Here is a 23,245-nt window from a genome sequence, read left to right on the forward strand (position 1 = left end):
CCGGCGGGCGGCAACCGTTCCCGGCCCCTCCCCGCATTCGACAACCCTTGCCCAGCAGCAATTCCCGTCAATTGACAGATCAGGTGACCATGCAGACTCCGACAACAGCCCGCGGCCTGGCCGGCCGTGCCGCACGCGCCCTGTTCTGGCTCGCCCCCGTGGTGTCTCCCGCGATGGCCCGCCGGACGCGCGAAGAACTGATCCGGCTGCGCAGCCAGGTCGACGCGATGTGCCAGACCGACGCGGAAACCGAGTGCCGGGCCGGCTCCGACGCCGCCCTCGCCGACGCGGTGATCGCGCAGCTGAAGGCCTACGCGCACGGCGAGCCGCCGCCCTACCTGGGCGATTTCCCCTCCGCCGCTGCGACAGCCGGGCTGGTGGCACGTCTGCTGGACGACGTGCGCGACCGGGCGGACGCCTCCCGCGAAGGCGCACTGGCACTGGCGACAAGCTGGCAGAACGCGGCCCACCGCATCCAGAAGCTCGCCGAGGACTCGCTCGCGGCCGATCTCGACGACGCCGCCCGCGTGGAGATCGCGTACCGGATCGCACACCTGAGCGCCCAGCAGGCGCACCGCACGCAATCGCTGGCGGTGCTGCTGGAGGGATGGCTGGGCCAGCAATGGCAACACCCCCTGTCGCTGGCCGACGTCGTGCGGTCCGCGAAGGGACGCACCGAGGCATACGAGCGCATCACCGGCCCGGACACCTGCGACACCGCCGTCGTCGCGCACGCGGCCGAACCGGTCATCCACATCGTCGCCGCGCTGCTGGCCAACGCGGCCCAAGCCTCGCCCCCGTCCTCGCCGGTGCCGGTGACGATCACCCCGGTCGACTGCGGGTACGCGATCGAGATCTGCGACGACGGCAACGGGCTCGGCGAGGACCGGCTGCGCTGGGCCGACGACCGCGCCTCCGGCCGGGTCCCCGTCGGCCTGCCCGATCTCGGGACGCCGCCCCAGACCGGGCTGGCCGTCGTCGGCCGTCTCGCCGGCGAGCACGGCATCACCGTGCGCCTCGGCCGTTCCGTCCACGGCGGCATCGCGGCCGGGGTGACGATCCCCCGCCACCTGCTCGCCTCGGCCGCTGAATGCGACCGGCCCGCACCGCCCCGACCGCGCCACGAACCCGCACCCCGATGGCCGGAGTCTCCCGCCGCGGCCTCGGAGAACCCGGTGGCGCCGACTACGCCGAGCGGCCTGCCGAAACGCAACCGGCACGCCGCCGCGCAGCTGCCCGCCGCACCGGCGACGACGCCTGCCCCGGCCCGTGCGCAGACGCCCGAGGAGGCCGGCCAGGCCTTGGCCGACTACCTCGGCCCCACGCTGTCCCCTCACTCCGCCAGCCCCGCTCCGATCACCGAGGACCAGCCATGACCGACGCCTCTGCAACCGACCACGACACTGCCTCCGCGACCGTCACCGTCTCCGACACCGCGGACCGTGAGGACGCCTGGCTGCTCGGCGACCTCGTCGACCTGCCCGAGGTCCGCTTCGCCGTCGTGTTCACCAGCGACGGCCTGGTGCGCGAGCACCGCGGGGACATCGGGACCACGGCGGCGGAAACGTTCGCGGCCGCCGCCAGCAGCCATCTCTCCGTGTCCCGGGTCCTGATGGACGTGTGCGCACCCGGCGAGGCGTTCGACCACGGCATGTGCGCCAGCGCCGGGCACTACATGTTCGTCCGCAGCGCCGCGCTCGGCGACGACGTCACGCTGACCGCCTGTCTTGCGGTGGTGACCACCACCCGCGTCAACCTGAAACTGATCGGCAGTGCGATGGCCGAGCGCGTCGCCCGGCCCGGCGACGCCGCCTGGTTCATCTCCGCACGAGGCTGAGCGGTGCGCGACGACGGTGCTCCCGCCCGGCCGGTGGCGACCTATGTGATGACCGGCGGACGGACCCGCCCGACCCACGTCCGGGTGCTGCCGGACACGGTGCTGTGCGCGACCGAGGCCGGATGTGCCGACACCGGGTCGGTCAGCGAGAAACGGGCGCTGCTGGCCGATCTGCGCCGCCCGCTGTCGCTGGCCGAGGCCGCGGCCCGGCAGCGGATCCCGATCGCCGTCGCGCGCGTGCTCGTCAGCGACCTCCTCGACGAGCGCCTGCTGGACGTGCACGCACAGGCACAGGCCGACACGCCCGACCACGAGTTGATGAGACAGGTGCTGCGTGGCCTCCAGAAGCTCTGAACCCGACGAGGACATCCACCTGTCCCGCGACGTCACGAGCACGGCGAAGATCCTCGTCGCCGGGCCTTTCGCCGTCGGCAAGACCACCATGGTCGGCGCCGTCAGCGAGATCGCGCCACTGCGCACCGAGGAACCCCTCACCGCCGACAGCGCGGCCCTCGACCCGCTGGAGGGCGTCGAGGCGAAAACGACCACGACCGTCGCGCTGGACTTCGGCCGCATCACCCTGCCCGAGGCCCGGATCGTGCTCTACCTGTTCGGACTGCCGGGCCAGGACCGGTTCCGGGCGATGTGGGACGACCTGGTCCTGGGCGCGATCGGCGCGGTGGTACTGGTCGACGTCCGCCGCCTCGACGCCTGCTTCACCGTGCTGGACCACCTCGACGACCGCGGCCTGCCCTATGTCGTCGCCGTCAACGACTTCCCCGACGCCCCCGTCTACGACAACGACGAAATCCGCGCCGCGCTCGACCTGAACCCGCGGACCCCGCTCATGCACTGCGACGCCCGCGACCGCCGCTCCTCGATCGCTGCCCTGTGCCGGGTCGTCGCCCACGCCCTCGCCCGCCACGACTCTCTGGAGGCATCCGCCCGATGACCGACCCGCTCACCCCGCCCAAGGTTCCGCTCGACCAGGTCACCGGTTTGCAGCCGCTGACCGACACCACCGTCTGCGTCGATCCGCAGGCCGCCTACGCCGCGCTGCGGGCCCGCTGGGACGGTCTTCCGATCGCCCCGGTCGCTCTCGCCGACGGCGTGCCCGCCTGGCTGGTGATGGGCTACGAACACATCCGCACCGTCTGCCGCGACGACGTGCGCTTCGCCCGCAACCCGGCCTGCTGGCGGCAGTTCGCCGAAGGCCGCGTCCCCGCCGACTCCGGACTCGCGCCGATGATGGCCCCCCGCGACAATGCGTATTTCGCCGACGGCGAAAGGCATGCGCGGCTGCGCGCCCCGCTCGTGCACGGGCTCGCCGGGCTGTCCGAACCCCGGATGGCCCACATCGTGCGCGCCACCTGCGAACGGCTCCTCGCCCGGCTCCCGGACGGCGGCGAAGCCGACCTGGTCGCCGGCTACGCCGCGCAGGTCCCGATGCTCACCGTCGCCGGGCTGTTCGGCATCGACCCCGGCCTGTCCGACGACCTGCAGCGTTGCCTGATCGCCCTGTTCGGGTCCGGCGACGACTCCCAGGCAGGCAACGAAGAACTCGAGGACATCCTCGCCCGCGTCCTCGCCGCGCACCGTGCCCGCCCCGGCGAGGACGATCTCACCACCGCGTTCCTGTCGCACCCGAACCTGTGCGACGACGCCGAGATCGTCCAGTCGATGGTGCTGATGATGTCGGCCGGGTGGGAGACCACCACCGTGTGGATCGGGCACACCCTGCGCATCCTGCTCAGCGACCCCCGCTTCGCCGCCCGGCTGCGCGGCGGACGCCTCGGCCTCGACGAGGCCCTCGACGAAGTCCTGTGGCTCGACCCGCCGATGTGCAACATGCCCGCCCGCTACGCCTTGTGCGACACCGTCCTCGGCGGACGGCACATCGCGAAAGGCGACCCGCTGATCCTCGCGTTCGCCGCCGCCAACGCCGACCCGCAGATCCGCCGCGACGGACAAGACTGGCCCGTGCCCGGCAACCGCGCCCATCTCGCCTGGGGCGTCGGGCACCACGCCTGCCCCGCCCAGCGCGCCGGACGGCTCATCGCCCGCACCGCCGTCGAAACCGCCCTGCACCAGCTGCCCGACGCCCGCCTCGCGATCGAGCCCCGCCGCATCACTCTGCAGCCCTCCCCGTGGACCCGCGGCCCCGCGCACCTGCCCGTCCTCGCCACCCGCACCGCCGACCGCCAGAAGGAGTCCGGTCATGCCGCGTGACACCCGCCCGGCCGCGCCCGGCCCGTTCCCGCTCGACCCCACCGCCGCCGACCGCGCCGGCGAAGCCGCCCGGCTGCGCGCCGCCGGCCCCGTCGTGCGCGTCGTGCTGCCCGGCGGCGTGCCCGCCTGGCTGATCACCCGCCACGACGCGATCGCCGAACTGCTCACCCACCCCGAGGTCAGCAAGGACTGGCGGAACTGGGCCGCGTTCGCCGACGGCAGCGTCCCCGCCGACTGGCCGCTGCTGGGCATGTTCAAGGTGGACAACATGGTCTACGCCGACGGCGACGACCACCGCAGGCTGCGCCGCCCGGTCGCCAAGGTCTTCACCCCCGGCCGCGTCGACGCCATGCGCCACCGCGTCGAAGAGGTCGTCGCCGAACTGCTCGACGCCCTCCCCCGCCACGCCGACCCCGACGGCGTCGTGGACCTGCGCGCGCATTTCGCCGACCAGGTCCCGCTGACCGTCATCTGCGATCTCGTCGGCGTCCCCCGCGCCTGGTGGGAGCCCCTCGCGCGTCTGGTCCAGCGACTCTTCGACAGCACCCTCACCGCAGGCGAAGCCGCAGACATCCAGGACGCCCGCCACGGCCTCCTGCGCAGGCTCGTCACCCTGCGCCGCAACGAACCCGGCGAGGACCTGACCACCGCGCTGATCGAACTCTGCAACACCGCCGCGGACACGGACGAACTGCCGGACGATCGGCCCGACGACGAGGACGCGACGGCTTTGTCGGACGACGAACTCATCGACACCCTGTGGCTGCTGCTCACCGCCGGATCCGAGACGACCGCGAGCCTTCTCACGAACGCGACGCTGTCCCTGCTCAGCGATCCCGCACAACGGCGCGCGGCGTGCGACGGCGGCGCGGACGTCTGGAGCCGGGTCGTCGAGGAATCGCTGCGCCACAACGCCCCCGTCGGGAACTTCCCCGGCCGCTACCCCCTGCGCGACATCACGATCGCCGGCATTGTCATCCCCGCCGGCGACCTCGTCCTCGCCGGATACAGCAGTGCCGGCCGCGACACCGACCGCCACCGCCCCGACGCCGATGCCTTCGACATCCGCCGCACACAAGCCAAACACCTCGCCTTCGGCGGCGGCCCGCACCTGTGCCTCGGCGCGCACCTCGCACGCCTGCAAGGCGCCGTCGCCCTGCGTGCTTTGTTCCGCCGGTTCCCGCGCCTGGCCCTGGCCCACGACCCCGGATCCCTGCCCCCGCTGGAGTCCCTGTTCGCGAACTCGGTCGCCCGCCTGCCCGTGCGACTGGACAGCCCGCCCGCGCGGCGGTGACGGGCGCGTCCCCGCGTCCGGCGCAGCCGCGCCCAGTCCTGGCACGGGCGCGGCCGCCGGTCTCGATTTCCTCTGCGGCGCAACCCCTTCCGCAGAGGGATACAGAAATGTCCATTGCAGACAGAAAGGAAACCATGAAGAGAATCACCGCGGCGCTCGCTGGCGTCGCGTTCGCCCTGTCCGCGCTGTGCGGGGCGAGCACGGCCTCGGCCGCTGTGCAGCCGCACATCGTCGGCGGCACCCAGGCCACCGGCGACACCGGCTACGTCGCCTCGGTCCGCTACACCGCGGTCAAGCACAACGTCGTCGACCACCACACCTGCACCGGGGCGTTGGTGTTCGCGCAGTGGGTGGTCACGGCCGCGCACTGCGTCACCGACGAGCCGGGCGCTCAGGAACCGATTCCCGTCGCGGACAAGCAGTTCACTGTCCGGCTCGGGTCGAAGGACCGCACCCAGGGCGGCGAAACGCTGGACGTGCCGGTGATCGCGGTCTACCCCGGGTGGAAATACGGGAGCGATCCGATGGACGACACCGTGATGCTGAAGCTCGAGCACCCGGTCGACATCCAGCCGATCAGGATCGCCGCACGCGAGGCCCGTCCCGGAACGGGAATCCGGCTTTACGGCTGGGGCGTGTGGAATCCCGACGGATCCGGGCCGCTGCCCACGCAGTTGCAGCAGCTCGACACGCGGGTGATTCCGGCGTGGAAGTGCGCCGACGCGGGCCAGACCAGCGGCGAGATCTGCACCGACAACCCGCACGGCACCGACGGTCCCGGCCCCGGCGACTCCGGCGGTCCCGCCGTCGTCGTCGACAAGGACGGCGTGCCGGTCCTGGTCGGCTGGTGCAGCCGCGCAGCGAAGCCGCTCCCCGGCGAAGCACCCACCGTGTACACCAGCGCGGCGGCTTTCCGGGCCTGGATGTTCGACGTGGCCCGCGGGCGAATCCCCGCACCGGCCGCGACCCACGGCCCTGCGCGACACGATTTCGCGCTGGCCGGCTGACACAGGCGGGCCGGGACCGCACACCGGCGGCCCCGGCCCGCCGCCTTCCGCCCCGCTGCTCCCTCCCGATCGCCACGAACGCCCCTTCACCTCAACGAGGTCACACGCAATGTCCTTCCGCAGCACCTGGACCGCGGTCGCGCGCCGCCTCACCGGCCGCACCGCGCCGACGAGCGACCGCGCGGGCCGGCTCCGTTCCTTCTGCCGCGGCCTCCGCGACAAGACGGACGGCCGTTTCGACACCGGCCAGTGGATCACCGCCGCGGGGTCGGCCGGCTGGTCCGTCCTCGGCGCGGTCGCGCTCACTCCGAGCAGCGCGGACCCTTTCCTGGTGGCCTACGTCGCGGCGAGCCTCGGCGGCGCGGCCGGAACGGTGCTCGCGATCTGGCTCGGCCCGGGCATCGACGCGAACTCGGCTTTCGCGCACAGCCTCATCCCGTTGCTGCCCGCGCTCTGTCTCCTCGCCCTCGGATTCCCGCAGCGCGGGCACGACGAGGGCACCCACATCGGCGCGTACTTCGACGGCTGCCTCAAAGGCACCGCCTACGACGAAAACGCCGTGCTGCTGATGATATACGAGCTCGACACCATCACGCTCCAGCCGGAGCACGGGCCAGAGATCCGGTTCGCCCGGATCAACCCCCGCCCGCCTTTCGACGACAGCAGCGAACCGCCCGACCACGGCATCGTCCCGGCCGACGCCGAAACCCGCCGCATCCTCGATTCCCTCGGCTGCCGATGACCAGGCCCCACGTGCCTCCCGGATCAGGGCTGTCCGCCTGCGCTCCCCCCGCCGCCGCAGCAGCAGGGCCGCGTCTGCGCTTCCTGCGCCGTCTCGCGCGCGGCATCCCCGATCGCGGGTCTGATCCGGGCTTCGCCCGAGCCGGACATCGCGCACCGACGGCCGACGACACCCGCGTGCGCCGCCGAATCGCTGTGCCCGGACCTTCTGGACCCGATCCGAAGACCGGCCGCGTTACCGCCGCACACGTCGAAAGGCAAACCTGATGCCCGCGACCCGGCCCGGCACCCGCCGCGCTCCGCGGAGCGAATCGCGCCCGACCCCCGCGACGCGCCCCCGCCGGGGGGCGGCGCACGCGGCACGGCGAGAACCCGCGCTGGCCGGGGCGGGGCCGTGAGGTCCCGGTCCGCTGCCTGTTCCCGTCCCGTTCCCGACGACTCTGCAAGGACCACAATGACCGCAGGCGAGCACTCTCGGCTGCCGACACCCCCGGAGCTCCTGCACGGATTCCGCGCGCTGGGAACCGACGCGCTGCACGCGTCCCCTTCTCCCGGCCCGGACGAACCAGCCGAGCCCGCGCCGGTGCGGCGCGAGCACCCGGGCCGCGCGACCGGCGAGACGGACGCGTGCCCCGCCGCACCGGTCGGCGACGAGGACGAGACAGCGGCATTGCTCGGGGACCGGCCCGGCTTCCTGGCCCCGCTGGCCGAGGATGCCGACCTGTACAACCGGGTTCTCGGGGACGAGCTGCGCAAGCGCCGCAAACGCAAGGGGTGGACGCGCCAGGATCTGCTCGGCCGTCTGACGTGCGAGGTGTCCCTGCAGACGCTCGCCAGCTACGAACTGGGCATCCGCCAGGCCACCGCGCACCGGCTGGTCGAACTGTGCGTCGCGATGGACGTCCCGCTGCAGGAGGTCCTCGACAGCGTCGACCGGCGGATCCTCGGCCGGGAACCCGGCCGCCTGCGGGTGGAGCTGCCAGTTCTCGCTGCCTGCGACGACCTCGCCCTGGCCCCGGCGGCCCGCTGGGCCGACAGCCTGCTCCGCCGGCCCGGTCATTCCCTGGAGGTCCACCTGGCGCCGGGCGCGTTCGCGCCCATGGCCGAGCTGTGCGGGCTGCGGTCCGGCGACCTCGTCGCGCGGCTGCGCGCACTCGACACCCTCGCCGACCGGAACCCGCGCGCGCTTCCCGCCGACGACACGGTGTCGATCACCGCCCGTCGCCTCGGCAGCCAGGCAGCGCTGTGGCGGACCGACAACCTCGAGAGCGCGCTCGAACAGACCGCCGTCGGCATCCGCGGCGGACTCCATTTCCTCGCCCTCAGCCGCAGCGACACCAGCGCCGGGACCGCCGACACGGCCACCGTCGTCGCCGCACGCCGCGCGGAGGTGCTGATCCTCGGGCCCAGCGCCTTCGCCGCACAGCTGCGCAGCGCCGTCGCCGAGCCCGACTGCCCGGCGCGCCTGCGCCTCACGCCGCTGTCCGGCCTCGCGACCCCGCTGGACGACATGGCCCCGCCTCTTCCGGCAGCGACCCGCAACGCCCTGAAGCAAGCAGGATTCACCAGCGTCGCCCAGCTCGCAGCGGTGGCCGCGACGCGCTGGAGCGGGCTTCCCGGGCTCGGGGACGCACGCTCGACAGAACTCGCGCGCCTGCTGCGCAAGCACTTGCGCCGACGACAGCGCCCGGCCCGCCCGCCGAATTTGACCCTGCCCTGAAAGGAACGCTGTGACCACGATCCCCGGACCTGTCGCGGACGGTGCCGAGACACGTGCCCCCGGCTCGTCGGCGGACGGCTCCTCGGCCGGCCCTGTCACGCGCGCGCCCGCAGTCGGAGGCTCTGCCTCACCTGCCCTCGTGCTCGTCGCGGCTGCCGTCGCGGCAACTCTGCTCCCCGGCTGCTCCGGCCCCGCCCGCGACCGCCACCGCACCGCAGAAACCGAGACCGCCGCTGCGTCGCCGGCGACCGTGCCGCCGCACAGCGCCCTGAACAACACTGCGCCCGAGCCGAGCGCGGAGCACACCACGCCGGGAACCCCGGATGGCCCGCCGATGGGGCCAGCACACCTCCGCCGACCGAAAGGACGACGCCCATGCACATCCAGCCGCCGCACGAGGAAAGCGACCCCGCCCATGCGCAGCAAACCCGCCGGCGCAGTGAACAAGGACGACGCGGCTCGGAACAGCGGCACAACACAGGCGAAGCCCTGGCCGCCGGCTTTTCAGAAAGCTGCCGACACGCTCAAGCCGACGACACCGACGACCGGCAAATGACCGGAGGGCATCAGCGGAAGCGACAGCCCGGCCTCCCGGCTTCCGGGGCGCGGACGACCGCACGCGCGCTCCGCGGCCGGGGCGTCGGTCCGCGAGGCCGCCCGGTCGCGCCCGTCGTGTTCGCCGTCGCGCTGCTCGCCGCCTGCTCCGCTCCGCAGCGCTCCGGACACCCTGGGGAGGGCGCCGCGCCGTTGCCCGGGGCCCCGGCGGCCGTCGACCCGGTTCCGGGACCGGGCGTGCCGAAAGTGCAGCACCCTCTGGACATCACCCGGTTGAAGCACAACCCGTGCGATGCACTGACTTCGGCACAGCTCGCGGATCTCCTCGGCCCCGGCGCCCGGGTGGCGCCCGACCTGAAGTCGCCGGCCGGACCGTCTTGCGGCTGGCTTTCCCTCGCCACGGTGCAGGTCGCCGTCCCCAACGTGGACAACCTCGGCCTGACGGGCATCTACCGCGCGAACGGCGGGGCGTACCCGTTCTTCCAGCCCCTCGCGCCGGTCGACGGATACCCCGTCGTCGCCTACGGCCAGGACGATGCGCGCGGCAGCAGAGGCGAATGCAACGTCGCGCTCGGAACCAGCGACCGCGAAACCGTCGAAGTCGCCGTCAGGCAATCGCCGGCGCGCAAGACCGACAACGACCCGTGCGCGTCCGCTCGGGACATCGTCGGTCTCGTCCTCGCCAATCTCCGGCACTGACTGCGGGGAATCATCCCATGGCCCGCGCACGTCGAACCGCGCTCGCTGTCGGCGGATCAGCCGCGCTCGTCGCCGCGTGCTCCGGCAGACCGGCGCCGGTCCCTGCCGACGCCGCCGCGCCTGCGTCCTGGGCAGCGTCGGCGCCGCTCTCGTCTCCGGCCGTCTCGCTCCGGACATCGCCCGCAACCGCCCGACCGACGAACCGACAGGATCGATGACACCCCACGACCGCAACCGCGCCGGCGGCCTCGACCTCCGGTCCCGGCAACGGCGAACCCGCAGGACCGCGCTCATCGCCGCGCTGGCGGCGACCGGTGCGCTCGCAGCCGGATGCCGACACACGCCCGCCCCGGACGCGACCCGCTCCTGCCAGGGTTGGCTGGCCCCCTCCTGCCTGCGAAAATTGCTCAAGGAAGACGTGTTCAGAGCGATGCCGACGCCCGCAATCGCGAGCGTCGGCATCGCCCGTCCGGTGTCCGATGTGGACGTCGCGTCGCCTGCCGGTGCGTCGTGACTGTCCGGCGGACGCCAGCGCGCGTGCCGGCCCGGCCGTTGCCCGCGTCTCCCGTGCTGATCAGCCGCTCCGGCCGCGTGCGGACGGCAGACACGCGAACCGGCGAACGCCGCACCTGGACGCGATCGACGCCGTCGCCCTCGCCCCGTCGCCGAGGTTTGCCGAGGCGTCCCCTGACATCGCCTTCGCGGCGGCAGCGCCGGGGCCCGACCCGGACTGCTGCCCCCGCACCGCAGCCCGCCACCGAATCCGACCGACTCGACCTCAGGGAGACGCCATGGAGAACTACCTCGAGAACATCGTCGCGGGCCTCAGCCCCGCCGGGAAGCGGCTGCACGTGCTCTGCACGGACCTGCCCGGCCCGCACATCGGGCTCGGCGCGCTCGCCGAAGCCCTGGGATGGGAACGCAAACTCCTCGACGAGCGCGTCGATGAACTGGTGAAGGCCGGCCTCCTCGGCGAACTGAACCAGGAGGAAGGAACCGCCGCGCAACCCGGGCTGGTCTGCACCGACGCCCGCCGCCGCGCGGAGAAGCACTACGCGTACGAGGGCGAGGAGTCCCGCCAAGGTCTGCTGCGCAGCATCGTTCTCACGTACTGCCGCCTCACCGAGGCCGCGAGCGCGGCCGTGCACCCTTACCGGCCCGCGCTCGGAAACCGCCGCCCGCAGAAGGAGGAAAAGGATTTCGCCACGATCGGCGAGGCGATGGCGTGGTGGCAGCGGGACTGGCGCATCGTCGACGGCGTCGCGGGCATCGCGCTCCACTACTGCTGGCACCCAGACCTGTGGCGCCTGGCCGAAGACGTCTGGGGCTTGTACCTGCAAACCCGCGACCACGAACCCTTCCTCCGCCTGTGCCTCGCCGGGCTCTACGCCGCCGAGAAATGCGGCGACCGGGTGGCCGTGGCGCGGATGCACCAGCAGGCGGCATTCGTCTACGACGAGCTGGGCGAGCGGGAACTCGCAGAACAGCACGACCTCGCCGCCTTCGACATCGGCGTGCAGGAACAGCACGCGCCGACCCTGGCCACCGCCGAGTCCCGCCGGGGCCGCGCCGCCCGCGCCCGCGGCGACTGGGAAGGCGCCTACGAGCACTATGCGAGGAGCGTCACGCTGCACCTGGAGATGGATCCGCCGAGCCGGCGCGGAGCCGAAATGAACCGCCGTCGCTGCGGCGAAATGCTGTACCTGCTGGACCGCGAGGACGAGGCCGTGGCCGCGCTGACGGCGGCTGCCGACTACATGTCGGAGATCGACGACGTCCCCCAGATCACCGCGGCTCACGTCGCACTGGCCGGAATCCTCGCCGGCCGCGGCGACTTCGAGGCGGCCCGCGCGATGCTGACCGACTTGCTCGGCCGCGCCGAAAACCGCCCGGCGCCGCGGAACGCTCAGCAGATCCGTGCCGCACTCGACGATCTCGACCAACTCCGCACAGCCCGGCAAACAGGTCAGGAGACCGTCGAGCCCAGCGAGGAACATCGCTGATGAACCTGACCCGGGTCCCCGATCGCGTGCCGGAAGCGAGACCGCCCGCCGGATCGGCCGCCGTCGGCGGGCACAGAAGCGCGACCGGCGCCCGCGAGCGCCCTCGGACCCGCAGAACATGCCGTGCCCTCGCCTCCTGCCCGAATCCCCTTCCGAATCCCCGAGTTTCACCCTGCCCTGAAAGGACAGTCGTGGCCACCCTCACCAGGCCTGCCAGGAGGCTGGGTCTTGTCGTCAGCGCGGCCGCGATCACTGCGGGCTGCACCGGGCGCGACACGCCCGCGCCGCCCGCCTTTCCGGCCTCGGAGACGCAGGCCGCGGCCCTGCCCTACGCAGGAGCCCCGAAAGTCGGCCGGCCCCTGCCGCCTGGCGTGCTGTCCGGAGACCCGTGCCGCGAGGCGCTGACCGACGGGCAGCTCAAAGACATCCTCGGCGCCACGGATCCGCCCAAACCCGAGGACATCCCGCCCACCGGGCCGTCCTGCCGGTGGAACCATCCAGACTCCGGCGCCGGCCTGAACGTCTTCTACGACATCCGCACGCACCAGGGCCTCAGTTCCGTCTTCCAGAACACCAAGCCCCAGATGACCACGTGGCGTCCGCTTCCCCTCATCCAGGGATTCCCCGCGGTCGCGTTCTCGAGCGACGGTGAACTCCTCATTTCCTGCGAAGTGAGCGTGGGGATCGCCGACGACTACACCTTCGACGCCGCGCTGACCCTCGGCCACCGCAAAGAGGCAGTAGCGGATCCGTGCGTGGCCACCGCCAAGGTCGCCGACATGATCGTCGCGAACCTCCGAAAGAAGGCAGGGCGGTGACGCTCTTCCGGCGCCCCGCCGGATCACGTCGCCGTCCCTCCGCGCCAGCGCTGCTGCTCGCCGTCCTCGGCGCAGCGGCCCTCGCCTCAGGCTGCTCCTCGCTCGACACCCCCGCACCGCCCGAATCCCGCCACGCGACAGAGTCCACGGCCCCGCTGCCGTACGCGGGAGCCCCGAAGGTCGAGCGGCCCCTGCCCTCGTCGGTGTTGTCCGGCGACCCGTGCCGCGAGGCGCTGACCGCCGGGCAGCTCAAGGAAATCCTCGGCGCCACGGATCCGCCCAAATCCGAAGACGTCTCGGCCACCGGCCCGGCCTGCCGGTGGGACCATCCGGACTCCGGTGCCGGGCTGAATGTTTTCTACGACACCCGCACCCGCCAGGGTCTCAGCGCGGTGTACCAGAACTCCCGGCGTCTGGCGACCATGTGGCGGCCGCTGCCGCCCATCCAAGGACTTCCCGCAGTCGCATACAGGATTTACACCGGTGTCGGCGTTGATGATTCCTGCGACGTCAGCGTGGGCATCGCGGACGACTACACCGTCGACGCGGCATTGAACCTCGGCCGCAGCAAAGCAGGAAAAGTCGACCCGTGCGAGCTGACCGCCAAGGTCGCCGACATGGTCATCGCCAACCTCCGGCAGAAGGCTGGCCGGTGACACGCCTCCCGCATCCGCCCGCCCGCAACTGCCCACGCGACCGCCCCTGCTGCCCAGGCTTCGCGGCACGCCGGCTGCGGGAGCCCGGTCCCGCACCGCGAGCAGGCGGCGCCCCCGTTCCCGGCAATGCCGACCGCTCCGCGCACGGCGGCGGCCTCGGCGGGCGCGCCCTCGAGCCGGAGCAGGCACGCCGTCTTACGACCCGGCGGCGGCGACCGCAGACACACACCCAGAGATCCGCCGACAGAGGCGGAGCACCGAGATGAGACACCTGATGCCCCGAGCCCGCCGCACCGCACTCGTCGTCGGATCCGCCGTGCTCGCCGCCGCCTGTTCCCACAGCCCGGCGCGAGACCCCGCGGATACGGCCGCGACCGCGATCGTGCGCTCCGTCGCGCTGCCGCACAGCGGAGCGCCCAAAGTCGAGCGTCCACTGCCCGCGAGCGTCCTGTCCGGCGATCCGTGCCAGACCGCGTTGACCCCCGACCAGGTGGGACGCATTATCTCGGTTGCGCCGCCGGGCAAGCTGAGGAACATCGCCGGACTCGGACCGAGTTGCTGGTGGAGCAACATCGACTCCGGCTCCGCGGTCAGCGCGGGCTACGTCACCGAGGACCACCAAGGGCTCAGCGCCGTCTACCAGCACAGTAAACCGCAGTCGAAATTCTGGCGGCCGCTTCCTCCCAAGCAAGGATTGCCGGCGGTCGCGTTCAGGGCCGGCCTCGGCGACGACCTGTGCCAGGTCAGTGTCGGAACCGCGGACGACCTGTCCGTCGACGTGACCATCGCCCTCGGCGAGAGCACGAAGAGCGACACCGACGCCTGCGCCGTCGCGGGACAGGCGGCCGACATGGTCGTCGCCAATCTCCGGCGGCGCGCGGAAGGCGCCCGGTGAACGGCGTCGGGACCCGCGCCCCCGGCCGGGCGCCAGCGGCGCGAGGCGTCCGGCGCCGGCCTGCGGCACCGGCTTCCCTGGCGGTCGCGGCCGCGGCCGCGACGGCGCTGGTCTCCGCCTGCTCGGATCCCGTCCGCGCCCCTGCCGCGCAACCCGCGAGCCCCGCACCGACGACGGCGACCGCGTCGCCGCACAGCGCCCCGGCCGCGACGATTCCCGGCCCCGGCGTGCCGAAGGTCCCGAACCCGCTCGACATCACCCGGTTCAAGCGGAATCCCTGCGAAACCCTGACCCCGGCGCAAATCACGGGCCTCCTCGGCGACAGCGCCAAGATCCACCCAGACCCGCACGGCCCGGTCGGACCGGCCTGCGCGTGGTTCAGCAACACAGGAGTGGCAAACCTCGCGGTCCTGTACCCCAACATCAACGACGTCGGCCTGACGTCGGTCTACCTCCAGAAAGGGGGCGCGTACCCGTTCTTCCTCGCTCTCGAGCCCGTCGACGGGTATCCCGTCGTCGCCTACGGCGAAGACGATCCCCGCCCCAGGGGCGAATGCGACGTCTCGATGGGTGTCAGCGACCGCGAAACCCTCGTCGTCTCGATCAGGCAATCGGCCGCGCGCAAAGGAGAACGGGACCCGTGCCAGTCCGCCCGTGACGTGGCGGAACAGGCGCTCGGCAACCTGCGCCGCGGCTGACCCGGCCGCCGGCACCCGCGCAGACAACCGTGAAAGCAAAGGAAAAAACCCGATGGGCGACGACACCAGCCCCGCACAGGACCCCGGCACGGACCCGGAGCAGCTCGGCGACGCCGTCGCATCGAAGCAGCCGGAGGGCGGCCGGTGATGCGCACGAGCCCTCCCCGCGCAGCCTTGCTCGCGCTGCTGCTGGCCGCCGGACTGGCCGCCTGCGGCGGCAACTCGGGAAACCCCGATCCCGTGCCCGGCGCAGGCTCGCCGGGCAGCGGCGCACAGCAGCCCTCGTCAGCTGTTCCCAAGGTTGCGAGTCCGCTGCCGGCGTCTCTCGTCCAAGGCGATCCCTGCACGGTCCTGACCGATGCACAGGCGAAGGCATTGTTCTCCGGTGTGCCGCCGCAGGTGCAGCCCTCGCAGGACACCGGCGTCGCCAGACAATGCCGGTGGTCCAACCCGAGCCGCGGCTCGGGCATCGGCGTGCAGCTCGTCTACGCCTGGACCGACGGCCTCGGCCACGTCTACGCGAAGAAGAACGAAGGCTTCTTCGCGGAACTCGCACCCGTGCAGGGCTACCCCATAGTGGCGTACGGGCCGACCGACGACCGGCCCACCGGCCGCTGCAGCGTCGCGATCGGCATCGCCGACAACGCCGCATTCGAGGTCGACGTGAAGCTGGCCGACTCTCAAACGGGGAAAGAAGCCGATCCCTGCCAGGACGCCCGGCACGTTGCCGACCTGGCCGTCGCCAACCTTCTGCGACGGGCAGGCTCGCCATGACCGCCTCTCTGCCCGAGTCCTCGCCAACGCGCTGCTTTGTCCTGCGCGGGAAGGACCTGTTGTCAGCAGAAACGGAAGATTGCACTGCAGTCGGCACCGGCGGCAGCCATCTGTCCCGCACTCCCGCCCGCCCCGCAACGCCGACGAGGACGCCGGACCGGAGGACGCCTGCCGTGAGCGATGCGAGCGCAGACGAAGACCGGGTCTCGCGAAGCGAACGCAACAGGGCGATGCTCGCCGCATGGCGGACCGGCGCGTCGATCACCGAGATCGCCCGCGAGCACGGCCCGTCTCCCGGTTGGACAGGACGCGTTCTGCGCGACGAGGGCGCCACCCAGCCGGAAATCCGGCGGAGGTGCGCCGTGAACTCGACGTGGACAGGATCGTCCAGAAGTACGAATCCGGAGCCGATATTCACAGCATCTCCAACGCGCATGAGGCGTCTTTGGGAACTATCCGCCGCTTGCTGCTCCGGGAGAAAGTGACCCTCCGCCCGCCGGGCGGGCAGAAGGCTTTCGACCGGCGCAAGACCAGCGACGACCAACCGTCGTGAAACGAGATCCCGGCCGTCCGTTGCGGAGTACCGGCCGGAAACCCCGCCCATCAGCGAAGCGGCCACCCAGCGGCGTCGCTGAATTCAACCGAGGAGGACACCCGATGCATCATTCTGGAAAGCTCGAAAGCCTGGGCATGCAGCTGATCGACGACATCGCCGACGCCGCGAAGACCGGCGAGCTGGGCCCGGCCGGAGAAACAGCTGATCTTCTCCTCGCCGCCGGACTCCTTCCGCCGCTCTGGACCCGCGGCACGCTCATCGCGTCGTTCTGGTACAAGGCGCTGCGCCGGCACAAGTCAGACCGGACCGACGGACTGGAGGAATACTTAGCCCTCGGCATCCGGCTGCGCGAGGAAGGCTACTGCACCGACGACGACCTGCAAGCGGGTGTCTGCTCCGTCTTGTTCGCCTTGGGCAACGAACGCGGGGAGCTCGAGGCGCCGCTCTACGACCTCATGACGGAATTGCTGCCCGCCGGCGGCCACGCACAGGCGCTCGTATCCACGATCACGAGGGGGGCAGCCGACGCACCGGACGAACGGGACGACAGCAGCAATCCGCGCCGGCCAAGGCCAGGGAATCACCATGGCGTCTGATGCGATGCCCGCCCGGCCGGGCAGTCGCGCCGGGCAGCGCGGTGTCGGCTTTCCTGCAGGGGAAGTCGCCCCGCGTTGCCCGGCTCCACGTTTCCGGATCCACCCGCAGCACGAACGCCCGCCCCGCGCCGTCCTGCGCCGCATCGGACCGCGCGCGAAGCGGGCTGCTTCGCCGGTCTCTGGCGCATTGCCCGCGGTGTCCTCGATGCCGGACCCGAGGTCTCCGCACCCGGGTTCGCCGGCCGCTGCACGCCGCCGCGCTCCGACGCGGCGTGCACCTCGGCGGAGACCCGGCCTCGTTCGGCCGACGAGATGTCCCGGCCGCAGGAGATCGTTCCGCCGGCCGGGTGCCGACAAGACACGAATCCTGACGGCGCGGGCCGTGCGGACGCCGAGTGAGGAATTGGCTGTGACGCTCCGCGCCGGCGCCCGACTCGCGGGCGCTGCCTCGATGAACGCACAGCCATTCAGCCATGGCAGTCCGTGCGCCTGGCGGCGCTCCGCCGCACGGTCGCCGAGGGCCGGCGGCAGAGACACTGATCCGGCAGAAGCAAGTATTGGCAAGCCAAGAAGCACCGCACTGTGCTAGGAAAAAAGCACGCAGTGGCCGAGGACATGCACTCGACGGAGGTCAAGAACAACGAGGGAATCTCATGAAAAACGCCTTGCCCGCCTTCGCCTGCGCCGCGCTGGCAGGGCTCTCCGGATGCTCGAACACGACTGAGGGCCGTGCAGCAGCGACGGCATCTGCCGTCCAGCCCTCGCCTCCCGCCTCAGCCACCGCCAGGACCGCACAGGTTCCTGGCCCGGGTGTGCCGACGGTCGAGAACCCCATCGACACGGCACGCTTCAACACCGCACCCTGCACCGCCCTGAGCCAGGCCCAGGCGGAAAACCTGGTCGGCGCCGGAACCGCTCCCAAAGAGGACGTGAACGCGCCCGCCGGCCCTTCGTGCGCCTGACACAGCCAAGCGCACGTCATCGTGACGTTCTCCACTGTGGACACCCTCGGTCTGACGAGCTACTACCGCGCAAAGGGAAGCATCTATCCGTTCTTCCTGCCGCTGAATCCGATCGACGGGTATCCGATCGTCGCCTACGGCCAGATGGATTTGCGAGCGTCGAAGGCTCAATGCGAAGTCGCGCTCGGAACCAGCGACCAGGACATCGTCGCGATCTCCGTGACCCAGTCCCCGGAAAAGAGGGGAACGAACGGCGATGCGTGCGAGTCGGCTCACCAGGTCGCCCAACTCGTGCTGGGGAATCTGAAAGGCGGTCGGTGACGGTCGCGGAGCGATGCCCCCGCGCCGCCGAGATCTACGAGCAGGCAACCGTCGTTCCAGGCCGCGAAGGCCAGCGTGCGGCACGCACAGAGGCGGCGCACCGGCTCGCATCTGGGTCAGCGCAGGAGGACAGCGACATCGACCCGCCAGGCCCCGCCTGGACTGCCAGGCGGGGCCACCGGCCGGGGACTCCCTCGCGGGCACGCGACGTCGCGTGCGCACGCTCCCCAACTTTCCCCGCCCGGCAGGACTTCGAATGCCGGCCTGAGGGCACGCAGTGCCTCGATCGAACAAGTGCGAACAGCTTACTTCGCTGATGCCTTGCGTGGGGCCTTCTTCGTCGCGGCGACGGCCTGCCCGGCCGCCTGCACTTCAGTACGCTGGTCGAAAGCGGCAACGACCTCTGCCGGTATCCGCCCGCGCTCGGCCAGGTTCTGGTAGCCGTTTTTCCTGGCCCAGAACCGGATCGCCTGGCTTCGTTCACGTTTCGCCGCGAGCGATTCGCCGGTCTGCGCACGGCCACGGGCAGTCTGCTTGCGCTTGCGCCCGCCGACACGACGACCGTTCTCGATGTAGCGGTGGAAATCGTCCCGCAAATCGCCAGCATTCTCGCTCGACAGGTCGATCGAGTACTCGACACCGTCCAACGCAAACTCAACCGTCTCGTCCGCCTCCGTGCCGTCCAGGTCGTCCACCATCGACACAAGAACTTTCTGAGCCATGCTTTCCCTCCAGTGATGCCGGCAGACGCGATCCGCCTGCCGAATCCTGTTGTACCACAGCCAAGTCCGATGCAGCTGACCGACAACGGCATTTCCGTGAACCGCCAGTCCGACGGGGAACTCATGTCATAATCCACTTTATGACATGAGCGGCTGGACGTTTTTTCCGTATCGGCACGCTCGCTCTTTCCGCCTCAGAAAGCTGCGGTAGATTAGACGCGTAGCGGACAACCGGTCGTGCCGCAGCAGAGATCGAGGGCCTGGTGACTCGCCGGGCAGAAGCTACGGCCGGACCGCGGTAACTCGAGTTCGCCTGCGTTCGGTCTCCGGCAGCAACGTCGGCACCGACGCCTTGCCAGAACCCGGCATCCTTGGAAACGTCTTCTAGATAGGCTGATGAACGAAATACAGATCATGCAGGCACAGCAGCACTTCGAAGCGGCCTGGCGCGAGCCGGTGCAGGTTACCGGGCTGGGCCGGGTCACCGTCGCTGCTCGGCGGGACCGTCACACCAAGCGGAAACGCGGTGCGGCACGAGGGAACGGCCCGGGCGGATGCCTCGCGGAGATCGGGGAATTCTTCGCCGACGTGTTCTCCGCAATTACCTGGCCCTTCGCCGCGATCTGGAGCCTGACCCGGCTTTTTCAACGGCAAGACCCGAAACGACACGCCGCGATACCGGGCGGCCGCGCGGCCGGCCAGGCCTACCGCGTCGCCGAAGCGCTGACACAGCACAGCGGCACCATTGCCGTCGTCCGGGGCAGAGCCAGCTGGCAATCGTGGAACTGGCCGACCCCGGCACGGAACCGGCGGTCGTGTGGAACGGCCAAGGTCCCGCCCGCCCGCGATGGAGCCCATCTCCGGCGAGTCTGTACTGGGACGACGGCTCGATGCTCATGCTCCCCGAGACGACCTGACACCGCCGCGGTTCTGACGGTCGTCGCTCGGCTTCTCCGGCCCGCGCCTGCGAGTCAGTTGTCGGGGCGTGACACGGGAGCGTTGCGCATCTCGGTGATATCAGTGTCGATGCGGGCGAGGACACCGTCAACGGCGATCAAGGACGAGTCGTTCGAGCCGGTTACCAAGCACGTGATGGCAGAACGTCAAGCGACGAGGCGCGGCGAAGCCGTGCCAACATAGACGAATCCTTTGTGGTGCAGGCAGTACCTTCGCCGCACTCGCTTTGCGACCAGGACATGATGACTACTGTTAACTCGCCGCTTGCGGGCCTGTGCCCTAAAACCGCGGGTCCTGATGGGTTCCGTACCGCCGCCTCACACGCCGACCGCATCACCGGACTCGGATCACAGATCTTCGCGACGGTCGCCATGCTCGAGAAACAAGGTCGTTCGCTGCGACACGGCGAGACCGGTGCCGTCTGGGCGGAGCACTGTCGATGACCGGGTCGAACGCGGTTGATCTCGCGCCTGTCCGTGTCGTCCCGGAAGTGGTTCCGGATGAGGCTGGCGAGCGGTGGGCCCGGGAACTGGACTTGGTGCGCAAATGGCTGGGTGGGGTGAAGGGCAATACCCGGTTGGTCTATGCGGACGGCATCGGCTGGCCATACCACGTCGCGGACAAGCGCCCGCGCAGCACTGCTGAGCTTCGCAACGGCGTCACCTGGCTCAACTGGTGCGCCCGCCAACGTCTGCATTTGCTCGACGCGCACCGAGAGCTTGTCGTCGCATGGACAGAAGCGTTGCGGGAAACTCCCCGCCCTCAGGACGGGCAGTTGCTCAGCCACGCCACCAGGGGACATACCTTCACTGTTGCCAGCACCTTCTACAGATGGCTGACGCGGTCCAGCCACCTCGACGTCAACCCTTTCACCCTCGTCGACCGGGCAAACCTGGGCGTCGACATCCCGAAAACACCGGCTGCATCCCGTTCGCTCGACGAACACGAAGCCGCGCGACTGCTCGCCGCGGCCGACGCCGACCCGGTCGAACAGGTACGGCTCCGCTCACGAGTGATCGTGGCGTGGCTGCTCATGATCGGAACCCGCGTCTCGGAGATGCTGGACATCAGGTTGACCAAGATCCGGATCACACAGGGCATCCGCATCGCGGACATCGCGATGAAAGGCGGCCGCCGGCACTCCTTCGCGATCCCGGACCAAGTATGGAGCCGACTGGAGGAGTATCTCGCCTCGCGCGGGATCGGATCGGCGCTCGCGGTCCGCGGCGTGCACTCGGAACCGCCGTATCTGATCGCGACCGCGACCGGCCGACGGATGGCGCGACAGAATGTCAACGTCACGCTCGAACGCCTGGCCCGACGGGCCGGCATCGACGACCCGGCACGAGTCACCGCACACGTCGGCCGCCACACTCTCGCCACAGCGATGCGGATAGCCGGCGTTGACCCGGCTCGAATCAAAGAACACTTCGGGCACCTGCACCAAGAGACAACGGATCGATACGGCTTGCCCGTGCTGAACCTCGTGAACGCGCCGTCTCGGCAGGTCGCCGAGAGGTTCGACTCCGCAGCCGCAGCGTTGCGACTCAATTGACTTCCGTCCTTCACCCGGCTGAGCCTGCTTCAGCATGAAGCGGCAGAGGAAACGATCGACTGCGCCGCGTTCCTGCGCGCGCACCGGATCTGCGACCTCTGCCGACGACCCGCCACCGTGGCCGACCACTATCCCGAAACCGCCGATCGCTCGTCGACCGCGGAGTGCCCGATCCCGACGCCTGGCACCGGCTACGCCCGCTGGGCAAGCCGTGCCACGACCGGCACACCGCCCTCACGACACCGGGCGGTTGGAATCGTTTACTCGCACGCTAGGATCTGATTCAACAGCGCCCTGTAGATACAACCCCATTTTCTGCCAGCGCAGTTCAGCTTCAACGAGCCTCTTCTGATCGGGATGCCCCTTCAGCAAATCATAAGCCATAGACCTGGCCAAGGGTTTCAGTTCAATTGAGTCTAGCTCGGCGTAGAATCCGTCCAATTTTGCAGTTCCACCCGAGATCGCGCGTTGGCCGACCTGCGACTGATGCAAGTCGTCCATGGTGCGGGAGACGGCGCCGAGCAGACAGCGCCGATCCTCATCATGTTTCTTTCTAGACTTTTTCGCGGACCGCTTTCGACGGAATTCAAGCCACCTTTCCGGGAGCCCCTCGAACAAGGCGGTTTCAATCTGCTCGCTTACCCAAAAAGGTCTTTGCAGCCTCGCCATATTGTAGAGTTCAGACACAAGCTCTTTGCGTCGCCCGTCACCCTTTGGATATAGCCGAACAGTCAGCCGAAGGAAGAACCCGGGCGCAAATCCAAAGATAATGATCGCAAGAAGAAGAGACCAAGGCGAGCCTGCGAAATCGATCAACTCGGACATCAGCTGCACCCTGACCCGATCCGCCGCCAATTGAACCGAGTCGCCTCCCACGGCTGCCCGAACCGGAAGCCTTGGAAGCGCGCATCGGATCGCGCAGACGCTAGAAGGGCCGCCAAGGCCTGACGCCCCTTGTCTGTCAAGAGGTAGTACCGCCGAGGAGGCCGCTTGCCTGCTTCCTCCTCGGACTCCCACCCGTCGGTTACCCACCCCTCGTCCAGCATCCGCCGAAGGATTGGATACATGACGCCCGAGCGCACGCCGGACGCCCTGCTGAGGTCATAGCCCCACTGCCTTGCGTCGGGGTCGAACATGATGGCCACTGCGACCTGGACCAGCGCGTGCGTGACTCGCATGACACTTACTCTACATAGGTGTCTCGGATGAGACGTGACCGGGAGCACGGCGCGCATACAGGAAGGGGCACCTCACCGGCCCGGCGCAGGTCCGCCCTCGACTTGTCCTTCGCGGATCGCGTCCCACAGCACCCACTGACTGTGCCCCGTCGACCCCCGGCTCGGATCTCCCAAACGGAAGATCACGTACCCGATCTTGCGCCCGGTCGTCGTCCGCGCCCGCATCGCCAACGTTGCCGGAACCGTCGCCTGAAAATCGACCGCGCCCGGCACGGACACCTCCGCCGACCCGACCGGATACACCTTCGCCAAGTCGAGCAGCACCTCCCACTTCGGACGGTACATCGTCAAATCCTCGGGACTCTCGGGCGCACCGCTGTGACGACAGGTGGTAGTTGGCATCACCGGGTCGTCTGACGTTGTAGTTCTTCGCCCAGTACAGGCGGTAGTTGGCATGAAGTAAAGGCGATAG

26 protein-coding genes and 1 pseudogene are annotated in these 23,245 nt (G+C 70.3%); 22 read left to right on the top strand and 5 right to left on the bottom strand.

The window, feature by feature from the left end; genetic code table 11:
• The first annotated feature begins 89 nt into the window (after nt 1-89).
• The 21 genes from ACZ7OI_RS17055 (at nt 90) to ACZ7OI_RS17155 (ending at nt 18,361) form a co-directional block, all read left to right on the top strand.
• On the top strand, nt 90-1,376 hold the full coding sequence (locus ACZ7OI_RS17055; protein WP_470265180.1) for an ATP-binding protein: 1,287 nt from the start codon (nt 90-92) through the stop codon (nt 1,374-1,376).
• Nucleotides 1,373-1,837: a roadblock/LC7 domain-containing protein gene (locus tag ACZ7OI_RS17060; RefSeq protein WP_470265142.1), complete on the top strand. Its 465-nt coding sequence runs from the start codon at nt 1,373-1,375 to the stop codon at nt 1,835-1,837. The genes ACZ7OI_RS17055 and ACZ7OI_RS17060 overlap by 4 nt, the downstream gene beginning before the upstream one ends.
• A 3-nt stretch (nt 1,838-1,840) precedes the next feature.
• The gene (locus ACZ7OI_RS17065) at nt 1,841-2,191 is read left to right on the top strand and encodes a DUF742 domain-containing protein (protein WP_470265143.1); all 351 of its coding nucleotides are present in this window, start codon (nt 1,841-1,843) and stop codon (nt 2,189-2,191) included.
• Nucleotides 2,172-2,789 carry a GTP-binding protein gene (locus tag ACZ7OI_RS17070; RefSeq protein ID WP_470265144.1) on the top strand — a complete coding sequence of 206 codons (618 nt, stop codon included), beginning with the start codon at nt 2,172-2,174 and terminating at the stop codon, nt 2,787-2,789. Before ACZ7OI_RS17065 ends, ACZ7OI_RS17070 begins: the two co-directional genes overlap by 20 nt.
• Nucleotides 2,786-4,066 (top strand): cytochrome P450 family protein, encoded by a 1,281-nt coding sequence (locus ACZ7OI_RS17075; RefSeq protein ID WP_470265145.1) that lies wholly within the window; start codon nt 2,786-2,788, stop codon nt 4,064-4,066. Before ACZ7OI_RS17070 ends, ACZ7OI_RS17075 begins: the two co-directional genes overlap by 4 nt.
• Nucleotides 4,056-5,360, top strand: a complete 1,305-nt coding sequence (locus ACZ7OI_RS17080) for a cytochrome P450 family protein (RefSeq protein ID WP_470265146.1) — start codon at nt 4,056-4,058, stop codon at nt 5,358-5,360. Before ACZ7OI_RS17075 ends, ACZ7OI_RS17080 begins: the two co-directional genes overlap by 11 nt.
• A 134-nt stretch (nt 5,361-5,494) precedes the next feature.
• Nucleotides 5,495-6,367, top strand: coding sequence for a S1 family peptidase (locus ACZ7OI_RS17085; protein WP_470265147.1), 873 nt, complete (start codon nt 5,495-5,497; stop codon nt 6,365-6,367).
• Nucleotides 6,368-6,476: 109 nt separating this feature from the next.
• On the top strand, nt 6,477-7,109 hold the full coding sequence (locus ACZ7OI_RS17090) for a hypothetical protein (RefSeq protein WP_470265148.1): 633 nt from the start codon (nt 6,477-6,479) through the stop codon (nt 7,107-7,109).
• A 453-nt stretch (nt 7,110-7,562) separates the two neighbouring features.
• Entirely contained in the window at nt 7,563-8,828 is a 1,266-nt protein-coding gene (locus ACZ7OI_RS17095) for a helix-turn-helix domain-containing protein (RefSeq protein ID WP_470265149.1), read from the top strand.
• Between the two features lie 415 nt (nt 8,829-9,243).
• Nucleotides 9,244-9,384 (top strand): hypothetical protein, encoded by a 141-nt coding sequence (locus ACZ7OI_RS17100; protein ID WP_470265150.1) that lies wholly within the window; start codon nt 9,244-9,246, stop codon nt 9,382-9,384.
• Nucleotides 9,381-10,082, top strand: coding sequence for a DUF3558 domain-containing protein (locus ACZ7OI_RS17105; RefSeq protein WP_470265151.1), 702 nt, complete (start codon nt 9,381-9,383; stop codon nt 10,080-10,082). The genes ACZ7OI_RS17100 and ACZ7OI_RS17105 overlap by 4 nt, the downstream gene beginning before the upstream one ends.
• 214 nt (nt 10,083-10,296) lie before the next feature.
• Entirely contained in the window at nt 10,297-10,596 is a 300-nt protein-coding gene (locus ACZ7OI_RS17110) for a hypothetical protein (protein WP_470265152.1), read from the top strand.
• Between the two features lie 277 nt (nt 10,597-10,873).
• A complete protein-coding gene (locus tag ACZ7OI_RS17115; RefSeq protein WP_470265153.1) occupies nt 10,874-12,085 on the top strand; it encodes a hypothetical protein in 1,212 nt (403 codons plus the stop codon).
• Nucleotides 12,086-12,276: 191 nt separating this feature from the next.
• Entirely contained in the window at nt 12,277-12,903 is a 627-nt protein-coding gene (locus ACZ7OI_RS17120; protein ID WP_470265154.1) for a DUF3558 domain-containing protein, read from the top strand.
• A complete protein-coding gene (locus ACZ7OI_RS17125; RefSeq protein ID WP_470265155.1) occupies nt 12,900-13,559 on the top strand; it encodes a DUF3558 domain-containing protein in 660 nt (219 codons plus the stop codon). Before ACZ7OI_RS17120 ends, ACZ7OI_RS17125 begins: the two co-directional genes overlap by 4 nt.
• Before the next feature lie 262 nt (nt 13,560-13,821).
• Nucleotides 13,822-14,454, top strand: coding sequence for a DUF3558 domain-containing protein (locus tag ACZ7OI_RS17130; protein ID WP_470265156.1), 633 nt, complete (start codon nt 13,822-13,824; stop codon nt 14,452-14,454).
• Nucleotides 14,451-15,152, top strand: coding sequence for a DUF3558 domain-containing protein (locus ACZ7OI_RS17135; protein ID WP_470265157.1), 702 nt, complete (start codon nt 14,451-14,453; stop codon nt 15,150-15,152). Before ACZ7OI_RS17130 ends, ACZ7OI_RS17135 begins: the two co-directional genes overlap by 4 nt.
• A gap of 174 nt (nt 15,153-15,326) precedes the next feature.
• A complete protein-coding gene (locus tag ACZ7OI_RS17140) occupies nt 15,327-15,926 on the top strand; it encodes a DUF3558 domain-containing protein (RefSeq protein ID WP_470265158.1) in 600 nt (199 codons plus the stop codon).
• A 373-nt stretch (nt 15,927-16,299) separates the two neighbouring features.
• Nucleotides 16,300-16,479 (top strand): helix-turn-helix domain-containing protein, encoded by a 180-nt coding sequence (locus ACZ7OI_RS17145; RefSeq protein ID WP_470265159.1) that lies wholly within the window; start codon nt 16,300-16,302, stop codon nt 16,477-16,479.
• Between the two features lie 104 nt (nt 16,480-16,583).
• Nucleotides 16,584-17,078: a hypothetical protein gene (locus tag ACZ7OI_RS17150; protein WP_470265160.1), complete on the top strand. Its 495-nt coding sequence runs from the start codon at nt 16,584-16,586 to the stop codon at nt 17,076-17,078.
• Between the two features lie 998 nt (nt 17,079-18,076).
• On the top strand, nt 18,077-18,361 hold the full coding sequence (locus ACZ7OI_RS17155) for a DUF3558 family protein (RefSeq protein ID WP_470265161.1): 285 nt from the start codon (nt 18,077-18,079) through the stop codon (nt 18,359-18,361).
• Between the two features lie 377 nt (nt 18,362-18,738).
• Here the strand turns inward: ACZ7OI_RS17155 and ACZ7OI_RS17160 are convergent.
• Both ACZ7OI_RS17160 and ACZ7OI_RS17165 read right to left on the bottom strand, forming a co-directional pair.
• Nucleotides 18,739-19,083: pseudogene (locus ACZ7OI_RS17160) on the bottom strand (histone-like nucleoid-structuring protein Lsr2); the annotation flags it as partial.
• A gap of 384 nt (nt 19,084-19,467) precedes the next feature.
• Nucleotides 19,468-19,818: a hypothetical protein gene (locus tag ACZ7OI_RS17165; protein ID WP_470265162.1), complete on the bottom strand. Its 351-nt coding sequence runs from the start codon at nt 19,816-19,818 to the stop codon at nt 19,468-19,470.
• Nucleotides 19,819-20,479: 661 nt separating this feature from the next.
• Here ACZ7OI_RS17165 and ACZ7OI_RS17170 point away from each other — a divergent pair.
• Complete coding sequence (locus ACZ7OI_RS17170) at nt 20,480-21,595, top strand: tyrosine-type recombinase/integrase (RefSeq protein WP_470265163.1); 1,116 nt, start codon at nt 20,480-20,482, stop codon at nt 21,593-21,595.
• A 234-nt stretch (nt 21,596-21,829) separates the two neighbouring features.
• On the opposite strand, the gene ACZ7OI_RS17175 is transcribed toward ACZ7OI_RS17170, so the two are convergent.
• From ACZ7OI_RS17175 to ACZ7OI_RS17185, 3 genes are read right to left on the bottom strand one after another with little or no spacing between them, the layout of a single operon-like run.
• Nucleotides 21,830-22,420, bottom strand: a complete 591-nt coding sequence (locus ACZ7OI_RS17175) for a hypothetical protein (protein WP_470265164.1) — start codon at nt 22,418-22,420, stop codon at nt 21,830-21,832.
• Nucleotides 22,420-22,830 carry a PadR family transcriptional regulator gene (locus ACZ7OI_RS17180; protein WP_470265165.1) on the bottom strand — a complete coding sequence of 137 codons (411 nt, stop codon included), beginning with the start codon at nt 22,828-22,830 and terminating at the stop codon, nt 22,420-22,422. The genes ACZ7OI_RS17175 and ACZ7OI_RS17180 overlap by 1 nt, the downstream gene beginning before the upstream one ends.
• 15 nt (nt 22,831-22,845) lie before the next feature.
• Nucleotides 22,846-23,118 carry a hypothetical protein gene (locus tag ACZ7OI_RS17185; RefSeq protein WP_470265166.1) on the bottom strand — a complete coding sequence of 91 codons (273 nt, stop codon included), beginning with the start codon at nt 23,116-23,118 and terminating at the stop codon, nt 22,846-22,848.
• Nucleotides 23,119-23,245 lie beyond the last annotated feature (127 nt).

The sequence above is a fragment of the Amycolatopsis sp. NPDC114503 genome, from assembly GCF_055633655.1.